We start from the raw sequence: 10,546 nt of genomic DNA on the forward strand, positions 1-10,546 counted from the left end.
CTATGATTTTCCAAGGAAATCTTTTTTGCCCGGGGTCAAGCACCATGAAATACTTTGTATCAACATGTATTCTGACGCTGATGATGGTGCCTGCCATGGCCCAGGCTGTTGGGTTCGGGGTCGGTATAAACCCCGCATTCCGAACGACAGTGACACCACGTGACAATGGCGTTTACGAGGTCTCAACCAGCGGCAGTTCTGCGCCAGTGGCCTATTGGTGCGGGATCGGGGATTTTGCGATACGCACGCTTAGAACCAAATCGAACCAGCGTATTTACATAACCCGGGCCTATGACAAACAGACACGGACGGTGCAATTCTCGCTGACTGCGCCCGAAGGGGTTGATACGACGCCGGGCTATTCGGTTACTGTCAAACGCGTTGGCGAGAACATGTCAGCGGCATCGGCGCAGCGCTATTGCTCTGACAATTTCATGGATTTCGGGTTCTGAAACCCCGGAAGTAAAAAGCACCGCAGGGGCAGGTCAGGCGCTAGACCCATTTGGCCAAGGGCGGCAGGCTCATAAGCACTGCGTCCGGGTCGTGCCCGGTCTCTAGCCCGAATTTGGTTCCGCGGTCATAGACAAGGTTGTATTCGGCATAGAGCCCGCGATGAATCAGTTGGGTATCCTTATCAGCGGCGTCAAAGCTCTGTTGCCTGCGCTTTTCAACCAAAGGCAGAAAGGCTGGCAAGAAGGCCCGCCCGATATCCTGTGTCAGGGCAAAGTCCGATGACCAGTCTCCGGTGCAATAGTCATCCAGAAAGATACCGCCGACACCGCGGGCGCGCTTGCGGTGCGGGATAAAGAAATACTCGTCGGCCCATTCTTTCAAACGCGGATAGTGGCCCGGTCCGTGGGGATCCAGATGGGCCTTCTGGGTTGCGTGGAAATGGGCAGTGTCTTCGTCATATTCGATACAGGGATTCAGGTCTGATCCGCCGCCGAACCACCAGGCGTGAGGTGTCCAGAACATGCGCGTATTCATGTGAACAGCGGGAGCGTGCGGGTTCTGCATATGGGCAACCAGGCTGATACCCGAGGCCCAGAACCGCGGGTCCTCGGTCATTCCGGGAATGCCTTTTCGGGCAGCCATTGCCTGTTGCGCCCGTTCCCCGAGCTGGCCGAATACTGTCGAGACATTGACGCCGACTTTCTCGAACACGCGGCCGCCGCGCATCACGGACATCAAACCGCCACCGGCGTCCGCCCCGTCATCCGAATGCCGTTTGGTCTCTTTGACTTCGAAGCGACCGGGTTGAGCATCGGAAAAAGGTCCGGTGTCGTGGGAATCCTCAAGCTGCTCAAAAGCGTTTACGATTTCATTGCGCAAGTCACGAAACCAGGCTGCGGCGGTGGCTTTTTCAGTATCGAACATCTGTTTAATGGGCCGGGGCTGCGACGGGGTCCAGCAAAGTGCGTCCACCGTCAATGGTTAGGATTTGTCCAGTGATGAAACCTGCGGCGTCCGAGGCAAGGTACTGTGCGGTTTCGGCCAGTTCGTTTGGCGCGGCAATCCGGGAAAGGGGTGTGTGCTTTTCGATATCATCCCGAAATGTGCGATTTTCCTTGAGCGTGGATTGCAGCGAAGCGCTCATCACCGATCCCAGCGCAATCGAGTTCACGCGGATGCGGTTTGGGGCAAGGGCAACGGCCAGGGATCGGGTCAACTGATCAAGCGCTGCTGTAGACACCGAATAGGCCATCAGATCGGGATGGGTGCGACGGGCAGCAATCGAAGATAAGTTGATGATGGATCCCGCAGGGTTTTCGTTTTCATCATCACCGGATTGCTTGATCATCCGTTTGGCAACTAGTTGGCTCAGTCGCAAGGCCGGCATCAGGTTCTGGTTCAACAAGGTGCGGACCGAGTCGTCTTCCATGTCCAATGGATCAGACGGAATAACCTGGCGCGAGCCATTTATCAGGATGTCGACCTGTTCGAAAGCGTCAATCGTGGCCGAAAGCAGGTTCGCAATCGTCAGCTTTTCACGCAGATCCCCGGCGAAGAAACGGATGTTGCTGTCATCTGCCTGCTCGCCCAGTTCATTGGCCAGTCGTTTTTCATCCATGTCGGCGAACATGACATTGGCCCCGGCATCCGCGAAGTGACGTCCGATGGCCAATCCGACACCATTTGCACCACCTGTGACGATCGCGGTCTTGCCGGCTATGGAAAAGGACATGCGTGTTCTCCTGATGTGCGGTGCAGGTTAGCGGGTATCACCGCCGAGGGCGAGAGGCGTGGAAGACCTTGAAACGATTGTCCCCGGTCACTTCCTTCATCTGCGCGAAGGCCTCGTTCAGCGTAATTTCATAGGGTAGGTGTCGATTGGCGACCATCCAAAGGGAACCGCCCCGTGTCAGACTGCGCGCAGCAGATTTGATGAATCCCTGACCCAACGTGGGATCAGCACTGCGCGATGCGTGAAACGGCGGGTTCATAATGACCGTATCCAGCGGCTCAGGCGCGCGCCAGGTGACCGCGTCAGCCCAGTGGAACTGTGCACGGTCGTCTTTTACATTTGCACGAGCACATTGCAGGGCGATGTGATCGGCCTCGACCAGATGCAATTCCTGCAGCCCCTTTGCACCCATTAGCCCTGTGGATAGGTATCCCCAGCCAGCCCCCAGATCGGCGACCCGACCGCCCAGTTTTTCAGGCAGGGCGGCAAGCAGCATTACTGAGGCCGGGTCGACCCCGTCTGCAGAAAATACTCCGGGCGCTGTCTGAAATCCGTCGGCGGATTGGGTGGCGGGTGCGGCCCAGTCCTCGAACGCGTTTACGTCGGACTGGAACCAAAAGATCTTGCCATGTGCTTTTGCGATGGGCCCCTGCACGGTTACGCGTTTGCGAATATCCTTCAACAGGCTGTCGACGCCATTTGTCTTGGCGCCGTCGACCACAACCAATCCGGCCGAACGCTGGCAAGCCTGATACACGAGGCTGCGGGCCAAAGCCTTAGCACGCGGCAGGAAAACGATGGCATCCTGGCACAGGTCATCGGCCTCGGGCGTGGCCCTGAATCCGTGATCCGCAAAATGGTCGTGAAACGGCTTGAATGGCTGGACTACCTGCGTATCTGAAGCCAGCCCAGCGAGGTCTTCCTCGGGCGTTGGCCCAATCAACGACAGGGGTTGCGCGATTTCAAGGCCGCTTTGCAAGGCAAGATCTAGGCGAAGGGACATTGGCAATTCCGAAAAGAGGTCAGGCGTCGCCTTACTCTTCGCGTTCCATAGTGCACTGCAGGGGGTGTTGATGGCGGCGAGCAAAATCCATGACTTGCCCGACCTTGGTTTCGGCAATCTCATGACTGAAGACACCAACAACGGCGACGCCCTTCTTGTGGACGGTTAGCATGATCTCGAACGCCTCTGCGTGGGTCATGCCGAAAAAACGTTCCAATACGTGAACGACAAACTCCATCGGGGTGTAGTCGTCATTCAAAAGCAGCACTTTGTACAGCGGCGGGCGTTTGGTCTTGGGGCGCGTCTGTACCAGGATCGACGAATCTGCATCGTCGTCCGGTTTGTCAGACATCATCCATTGGTTCTCAAACATTAGGCGCAAACGTCCGATTCAGGCTTCGGTTTATCTGTGCGCTTATATAACGTCCAATGCGTCAGATAAAAGAGCCAGCAGGACGTTATCCAAATGGGCGAAAAACTAACCACAATCGGGTTCGATGCCGATGACACGCTGTGGCACAACGAACGGTTCTTTCAGCTGACGCAGGCACATTTTGTCGACCTGCTATCAGATCATGCCGAATCGGATCACCTGAAGGACCGATTGCTGGCTGCCGAAAAACGCAATATCCGGCATTATGGGTATGGAATCAAAGGCTTCACCCTCTCCATGATCGAAACGGCGATCGAAGTGACCGAAGACCGTGTTCCTGCAGGGCTCATTCGCCAACTGATCGAAGCGGGGCAAGAGATGTTGGCCCATCCGATCGAGCTGTTGCCCTATGCCCGGCAGGCCATCGAAAGCGCTGCCGACACCCACCGCGTAATTCTTATCACCAAGGGCGATCTGATAGACCAGGAACGCAAACTTGCGCAGTCCGGTTTGGGCGATCTGTTCGACGGGGTCGAGATCGTGTCTGAAAAGACCCCGGAAATCTATCGCCAAATCTTCGCGCAGCATGGCGAGGGGCCCGCTGCGGCTATGATGGTCGGAAATTCGATGCGGTCCGATGTGGTTGCTCCGATTCAGGCCGGATGCTGGGGCGTATACGTGCCGCATGGGCTGGTCTGGGAGATCGAGCAGGCCGACGTGCCGGCCGACAGTTCCAGATACCACGAATTGCCCGATCTTGGTGGATTGACGGCGCTTGTTCGCTCTTTGAGTTGATGTTGCCATTTGGTCGCAGTTTCCGAAAATAGGGGCCGGCCGACGACACAGTCTTGACGAAATGGCAGGTTTAGCGGTGCACCGCCGTTTGCACCGCCACATCTAGTGGGTCTTTGACATACGCTGAAAGCGCTAAAGTTATGAGCTTTCGGTTTCTTTCGCGGGGGTGCTGTGCTACGCTGATGGGTAATAAAATAAATAGTAGCTGACCGGGAAAACCCGGCGGCCTGAGGTAGACAGAGGCAAAAATCGTGCAGGTACGGCGGACAGTTCCGGCCCCTATGGGCGTATTCCTTGCAGCATTCCTGTTGTTGTTTTCCTTCGCTCCGGCGCAGGGCATTGCTGCCCCATATGCGGCGATGGTGATCGACGCGCGAACGGGCGAAGTGCTGCATTCCCGAAACGCCGATACACGCCTCCATCCGGCCTCGTTAACCAAAATGATGACACTGTACATCGCATTTGAAGCGGTTCGGAACGGCGAAATCACTCTCGATACGCAGGTGACCATCACCAAAAAGGCTTCCTCTGAACCGCCTTCAAAGCTGGGTTTACGTTCGGGGCAGAAAATTGCTTTCCGCTATTTGATCCGTGCTGCGGCGGTGAAGTCGGCCAATGACGCTGCCACTGCCATTGGTGTCGCCCTCAGCGGGTCCGAGGCTGCCTTTGCGCGCCGCATGACACGTACCGCCAAGGCGATGGGAATGAGCCGTACAACCTTTAAGAACGCACATGGTCTGACCGAGGCCGGACATCTGTCGACCGCACGGGACATGACCACGCTGGGACGGCATCTGCTGTATGATTACCCGCAATATTACAACCTGTTTTCGCGCCAATCCACGAATGCGGGGATCAAAACCGTTCCCAATACGAACCGTCGCCTGCTAGCGGCCTATCGCGGTGCGGATGGGATCAAGACGGGCTATACCCGTGCAGCTGGGTTCAATCTGGTTGCCTCGGCCAAGCGCAAGGACGAACGGATCATCGCGACTGTCTTTGGTGGCAAATCCGGCGCATCGCGCAATGCCAAAGTAGCCGAGCTGTTGGACATGGGTTTCCGCCGCGCCCCGTCGCGCGCGCCGATCCGCAAACCAGCCCGGCCGGCCTATGCCGGTAATGCAGGTTTGAATGCGAAAGTCGCCAGCGTAAGCGGCGCGCCCACCAGAAGCCTGCGACCGGTTCTTCGACCCCAGCGGGGGAGTACCGTTCTAGTGGCGAACAATGTCGCCGCAACCGCAGCCAAGAACGACGCGCGGATTCAGGACGGTATCGCCGCAGCCATCGCCTCGGCCGGTGTAGAGACGCCGACCGAAGGAACGACGCGCCCGACGGTCCGCACGGATGATCTAGTGCTGGCCTCGGCAGAACAGCCCGAGCCAGAGCAGGAAATCGTCACACGCTTGTCGACCTCTGGCGGTCATTTGTGGGGCGTGAATGTGGGGCGCTATACGACCCGGTACGAGGCTGAAAAGGTTCTACTGAAAACGGTCCTGTCGGAAATGACTACATTGGAAGGCACGCTGCGCAAGGTCAATCAAAACTCACGCGGGTTCGACGCGACGTTCCAGGGCATGACCCGAGAGCAAGCCGATCTGGCCTGCCGCAGACTTCAGGCCCGCAATGTCACCTGTTTCATGATCGGGCCGTCATAAGACCCGACATATACTCTCCTGGATGGGTCTGGCCACGGAATTCCGTGGCCCTTTTTTTCTGAGCGAGCGTGCCGTAGTAGGTGGCAGGGGTCAGGTCAGTCGAATACGTGGCCGTGCTGATATTGCTCATCCTGACCGGCGGCCGCAGTCAGGGCCGCGACGTTATCTTTGGTAAAGAACCCATCATACTTATGACAGCGCTCTATATACTCGGTGATCAGCAGAGTGTTCTTCGAATGTTTTGAGAAAATCTGCTTGAGGTTCGGATCGTCTTTGCACTCTCCAACCACATGGGCCAGGAATGGCACCCCCTGGTCTTTCAGAGTGTTCACAACGAAATCCACATTCTTTTCGCCCGCACCGTGATCGCCGTCCAGAATCTCGATCGCCATGTGATGCAGCCGACGTCCGAAATTGCGGACGAAATCCTCGGTTGGCATGGGCCGTTTGGCAAAAGAGTTTACAAACGAAGGCGTATTATTGGCTGTAAATACCTTAGCCGGGGATTTCTTGTCATCATTCACACTGGCATTGCGGTTCACATTGGTCGACGAATTCATGTCGAAAATGTTGTACGCCCCCCAGAAATAGTAGGGCACCATCGTCAGAAATTCGAGGATCGCATCCTCGCGCTCACCAGCCAGAACGCGTGTCGCCAGATGGTCGATGCCCAACATCAGTGAAGAGATATTGCTATCGGCACCAAAGGCAGCAGCCTCATCCAGTCGCGCTTGTTCTGCGCTGCTGAGCAATACCCTGTCGCCCAGACCCAAACTGTCGGTATCGTTGAAATCCAGCGTTGAATAACCGACCCGGTTGCAGGTGAAATCAGAAGGGGTGGTGAACCGAAGGCCCTTTAGCGTGTAAAACGGGTTCTCGGTGTCGCCGGAATATTCGAACCGGATATTCTGATCCTCCAGCGTTTTGGTCAGCGTGTTCAGGTCAGTGGCGCCAAACACTTCGCCAACATAGCGCGTTTGCGGCGTGTTTCGTGCCAACGGGTACATGCGGTTGATGCGCGGGATGAAGTCTTCGAATGTCGGGCTAAGCGGAGCCATCACGATGAGCGCCGGGTAGTTCAGGTGTGAATGCAGGACCGAGTATTTATGCGTCCGTCCAAGATAGCTGGCCGTGTGACGGTATGGCGACATCACATATAGCTCGACCAGAGTGTCGAAAAGAACGTCAGTTTCGACCTGAAGCACGACAGCGCGCATGGGCCCAACCTGCTGGGCGACACCAGAGCTGGCACGGCGTTCGTAAATTTTTGGCAAATACTCGTTGAAGAAGTCCGAATTCTTCTTGTCGCCGCGTGGTTCGTAAGACGCTAAATCAAAAGACATAAAGTTACTCCTTGCCCAGACTAGGCAAACCAGGTGCGGTTCGTTGCCGGGATTGTGGTATTCAGAACATATGCTTGCTGACATGCTAGGGAGGGAATTCAGCCTCGGCAACAGTCTGAGTACGGGCGGACGCATTGCACCCGCGGGATTACCGCAGGAACTTTGTCACCTCGACACCGCCCGCGATCAGGTTTTCGCGGACCGAATGCGCAATCTGAACGGCGGTTGGTCCATCCCCGTGCAGGCAGATCGTGTCGATCGCGGTATTAAGCCTTTTGCCGGTTTCGGTAATGATGGCCCCTTCGCTGACCATTTCCAGAATTCGAGGCCCTGCAATTTCGGGGTCGTGGATGACGGCGCCGGGCAAGCTTCGGTCGACCAGAGTGCCATCGTCGTTATAGGCGCGGTCGGCAAAGATCTCGCCGACCCACTTGCAGCCCAATTCCCGAACGGCTTCTTCCTGCTTGGTGACGGCCAGCACCATGATGATGATATCTGGGTTCACGTCCAGCGCGCCCTGATAACAGGCCCGCGCCATGTCGATATCGACCGAACACATGTTGGACAATGCACCGTGCAGCTTCAGATGCCGGACCTGCGTTCCAACGGCGTTTGCCATACCGATCGCCGATCCCAACTGATACCGAACAAGATTTCGCAGGCTATCGTGGGGTATTTTCATATTGCGGCGGCCAAATCCCTGTAGGTCAGGAAAGCCGGGATGCGCGCCAATGCCGACACCGTTTTCCGCAGCCAGGGTCATCGTTTGCGCCATGACGTCCGGATCGCCCGCGTGAACGCCACAGGCAATGTTGGCCGAAGTGATAATCCGCAACAGGCTTTTGTCATCGCCCATGCTCCAGGGGCCAAAGCTTTCCCCCATATCGGCATTAAGATCTACGCTGGGCATCGGCAAACTCCTTAGTCTGTGGCAGAGATCATTCCGCTGACCAGTTGATAAGATAGCAGGTCAGCAATGTCATGAGGATCACGGATCAGCGGTTCGACCTTGGATGGCAAGTTGGCCAGTTCTTTTTGAAAAGCCGCCTGCAGGGAAATGGCCTCGTCCATTTCGACCAGCCTGAACTGAAGCTGTACGCCCGCCGGGGTTTGCGCAGCCCGCGGCAGGTCACAGGGAAGGACGGTCGCAATTCTGGGATACCCGCCGGTTGTCTGACACTCGGGCAGCAGAATAAAGGGATTGCCAGTGCCGGTCATCTGAATGTCGCCGGGGGCGATGACCTCGGACAATATGTTCAGCTGCCCCTTTGCGGCGAAACCCTCTCCGTCGCCTTCCAGCTGCATTCCCATGCGATTTGCGCGGGACCCGCGAGTGAATGTCGTGCGCAAAAAGCGGTCCAGCGTTTGCCGGTCGAACAGTTCGGTCTGAAAACTGGCCACAACCCGCAGCGAACCGCCCGAGAACCGATCTTCAGCGCGCAACTTCTGTCCTGCCTGCTGTGACGCTGCCCCGGCGGATAAGCTGTCTCCGGCCTGTAGGGCGCGCCCGATTTTGGCAGTAAGGTGAGTTGAGCGGGATCCCAGAAACTCCTGCACCTCAATACCGCCGCCCAGGTGCAAATATCCATAGGTTCCCCGTGTGGCGGCCCCGACTATCACCCGCTGTCCGGTCTCAAGGCGGTAAGAGGCATTCCACGAAATGGCAGCGCCATCAATACTGGCCTGCATCGGTGCGCCCGTCAGTGCAATCTGTATGGGATGAGTGGCCTCAAACTCACCGCCCATTCCGGCCATTTCAAGCGCGGCAAGTTTAGGACTTTGCCTCAACAATGCGGCACCTTCGTGCAGGGCCAGTAAATCTGCTGCGCCAGATCGGGAAAGCCCTTGATCCAGATATCCGTGGCGGCCTTGGTCCTGTATTGTACAAGCAGGCCCTATGCGCAGGACAGACAGGCTCAAACCGCGATCTCCTGACAGGTCGCGCCGCCTGATCCATCAACGTCATTGGCGCGTATCGCCTCTAATTCCTCACGCGTGACTGACACGAACTGCATTTCGTCGCCGGGTTTCAGGGCAAAGCTGTTCTGTGCTTCAGGGCGAAAACAGCGAAAAGCGGTTTGGCCAATATGTCGCCACCCGGTTGGTGTGGGTCCCGAGAAAAGGACAAATTGCGAAATCGCCAATACCAAAGCGCCCTCGGGCACCATCGGGGTCAACTTCTTGAGGCGCGGTATGTTGAACTCAGGGCCGAGCGGGCCAAGATATGGCTGACCGGGAGCAAATCCGATCGTCAGGACGCGGACGGTTGTGGCGCTCAATCGATGAACGGCTTCATCGGGGGACAGCCTGGCCGCAGCCGCAGCCTCATCTAATTGAGGGGCAAGCGCGCCGCCATAAACCGTGGGGACACTCCATAACCTGCGCCCCTGGGGGAGGGGCGCTTTGTACCAATCCTGCCGCCGCAACAGCTGCTCGACCCGGTCGCGAAGGTTTGCGTGGGCAGACTGGGATGGTTCAAATCGGATATAAGTCGACGCCAGCGTCGCAGAGGTTTCAATGACACCTTCCCACCGTTCAGAATCCACCGCAGCTCGAAACGCCAATGCTGCCCGGTTCGATGGCTCGGCCATGGTTTCGGCGAAAGAGACCAGCAGGCCGTCAAAGCCGACGGTGCATATGCGTGGGAAGATGGCGGCGTGTGTTCGTGTCATCTCGCTGCGTGCCAGTATGTAACTAGTCAGGTGACCTGAACGCAATCCAGAGCGTTTCGCAAGAGAGGGTGCAAAGTATTTGCCGGTGCATCCCCGTTTCAGACCGCGTGCAGGCAAATTCCGACTCGGTGCGGGTGTGTTTCATACCGGGCGACTCATACGAGTCTTGTAGTAGACGTGGGGAGCTCAACAATATGTTGATATCGGGCATAGCTCGTACGGAAAGCAGTGTGGATACCTTAGGCGTGATAATGGGCTTTCCTGGGTGCATCGGTCGAATTTATCACCTTAATTATCTGAATTTATTGAGTAAAATAAGAAAGTGCAAAAAAGTTGCTCAGGGCGTGATTTTCTGCTTGCGGTGTATGTTTGTAATGCTTAGAACCCCCTTCACCGGCGCTGCTGAGGCGCTTGTGACACACTGGAGAGACGGTGGGACGGGCTGGAGAGACGGCCGGACGCATCGGAGAGACGGTGGGCATCTTAGGGAATGATTTAGGCGGGCGCGCTGATGTTATTG

The 10,546-nt window shown here is 56.7% G+C and carries 11 protein-coding genes; 3 read left to right on the top strand and 8 right to left on the bottom strand.

The genetic code is table 11. The features are described from left to right. Positions 1-44: 44 nt before the first annotated feature. Complete coding sequence (locus tag AC2FGB_RS06875) at positions 45-452, top strand: hypothetical protein (RefSeq protein ID WP_496688687.1); 408 nt, start codon at positions 45-47, stop codon at positions 450-452. A 40-nt stretch (positions 453-492) separates the two neighbouring features. Here the strand turns inward: AC2FGB_RS06875 and hemF are convergent, their stop codons facing one another. From hemF to clpS, 4 genes are read right to left on the bottom strand one after another with little or no spacing between them, the layout of a single operon-like run. Next, on the bottom strand, positions 493-1,377 hold the full coding sequence (gene hemF, locus AC2FGB_RS06880; RefSeq protein ID WP_281995301.1) for an oxygen-dependent coproporphyrinogen oxidase: 885 nt from the start codon (positions 1,375-1,377) through the stop codon (positions 493-495). A gap of 4 nt (positions 1,378-1,381) precedes the next feature. Continuing rightward, entirely contained in the window at positions 1,382-2,185 is an 804-nt protein-coding gene (locus AC2FGB_RS06885; RefSeq protein ID WP_142635913.1) for an SDR family NAD(P)-dependent oxidoreductase, read from the bottom strand. Between the two features lie 37 nt (positions 2,186-2,222). Continuing rightward, positions 2,223-3,188 (bottom strand): class I SAM-dependent methyltransferase, encoded by a 966-nt coding sequence (locus tag AC2FGB_RS06890; protein WP_496693673.1) that lies wholly within the window; start codon positions 3,186-3,188, stop codon positions 2,223-2,225. Positions 3,189-3,219: 31 nt separating this feature from the next. Next, positions 3,220-3,561: an ATP-dependent Clp protease adapter ClpS gene (gene clpS / locus AC2FGB_RS06895; RefSeq protein WP_142635917.1), complete on the bottom strand. Its 342-nt coding sequence runs from the start codon at positions 3,559-3,561 to the stop codon at positions 3,220-3,222. Between the two features lie 93 nt (positions 3,562-3,654). Here clpS and AC2FGB_RS06900 point away from each other — a divergent pair, with 93 nt between their 5' ends. Continuing rightward, complete coding sequence (locus tag AC2FGB_RS06900) at positions 3,655-4,356, top strand: HAD family hydrolase (RefSeq protein WP_496693674.1); 702 nt, start codon at positions 3,655-3,657, stop codon at positions 4,354-4,356. A gap of 281 nt (positions 4,357-4,637) precedes the next feature. After that, entirely contained in the window at positions 4,638-6,011 is a 1,374-nt protein-coding gene (locus AC2FGB_RS06905; protein ID WP_496791767.1) for a D-alanyl-D-alanine carboxypeptidase family protein, read from the top strand. A gap of 95 nt (positions 6,012-6,106) precedes the next feature. Here the strand turns inward: AC2FGB_RS06905 and AC2FGB_RS06910 are convergent, their stop codons facing one another. The 4 genes from AC2FGB_RS06910 to AC2FGB_RS06925 form a co-directional block, all read right to left on the bottom strand. Further along, positions 6,107-7,354, bottom strand: coding sequence for a hypothetical protein (locus tag AC2FGB_RS06910; RefSeq protein ID WP_496688679.1), 1,248 nt, complete (start codon positions 7,352-7,354; stop codon positions 6,107-6,109). Between the two features lie 148 nt (positions 7,355-7,502). Next, a complete protein-coding gene (locus AC2FGB_RS06915; RefSeq protein ID WP_271948108.1) occupies positions 7,503-8,264 on the bottom strand; it encodes a LamB/YcsF family protein in 762 nt (253 codons plus the stop codon). Between the two features lie 11 nt (positions 8,265-8,275). Continuing rightward, positions 8,276-9,274: a 5-oxoprolinase subunit C family protein gene (locus tag AC2FGB_RS06920; RefSeq protein ID WP_496688677.1), complete on the bottom strand. Its 999-nt coding sequence runs from the start codon at positions 9,272-9,274 to the stop codon at positions 8,276-8,278. Continuing rightward, positions 9,271-10,026, bottom strand: coding sequence for a 5-oxoprolinase subunit B family protein (locus AC2FGB_RS06925; RefSeq protein ID WP_496693676.1), 756 nt, complete (start codon positions 10,024-10,026; stop codon positions 9,271-9,273). The genes AC2FGB_RS06920 and AC2FGB_RS06925 overlap by 4 nt, the downstream gene beginning before the upstream one ends. Positions 10,027-10,546: the final 520 nt, after the last annotated feature.

The organism is Ruegeria sp. CDSC021 (assembly GCF_059610845.1).

Bases quoted from the DNA above. Each gene is read 5' to 3' on its own strand.
- AC2FGB_RS06885 (WP_142635913.1), bottom strand. From the start codon at position 2,185: ATGTCCTTTTCCATAGCCGGCAAGACCGCGATCGTCACAGGTGGTGCA.
- AC2FGB_RS06875 (WP_496688687.1), top strand. From the start codon at position 45: ATGAAATACTTTGTATCAACATGTATTCTGACGCTGATGATGGTGCCT.
- AC2FGB_RS06900 (WP_496693674.1), top strand. From the start codon at position 3,655: ATGGGCGAAAAACTAACCACAATCGGGTTCGATGCCGATGACACGCTG.
- AC2FGB_RS06925 (WP_496693676.1), bottom strand. From the start codon at position 10,026: ATGACACGAACACACGCCGCCATCTTCCCACGCATATGCACCGTCGGC.
- AC2FGB_RS06905 (WP_496791767.1), top strand. From the start codon at position 4,638: ATGGGCGTATTCCTTGCAGCATTCCTGTTGTTGTTTTCCTTCGCTCCG.
- hemF (WP_281995301.1), bottom strand. From the start codon at position 1,377: ATGTTCGATACTGAAAAAGCCACCGCCGCAGCCTGGTTTCGTGACTTG.
- AC2FGB_RS06915 (WP_271948108.1), bottom strand. From the start codon at position 8,264: ATGCCCAGCGTAGATCTTAATGCCGATATGGGGGAAAGCTTTGGCCCC.
- clpS (WP_142635917.1), bottom strand. From the start codon at position 3,561: ATGTTTGAGAACCAATGGATGATGTCTGACAAACCGGACGACGATGCA.
- AC2FGB_RS06890 (WP_496693673.1), bottom strand. From the start codon at position 3,188: ATGTCCCTTCGCCTAGATCTTGCCTTGCAAAGCGGCCTTGAAATCGCG.
- AC2FGB_RS06910 (WP_496688679.1), bottom strand. From the start codon at position 7,354: ATGTCTTTTGATTTAGCGTCTTACGAACCACGCGGCGACAAGAAGAAT.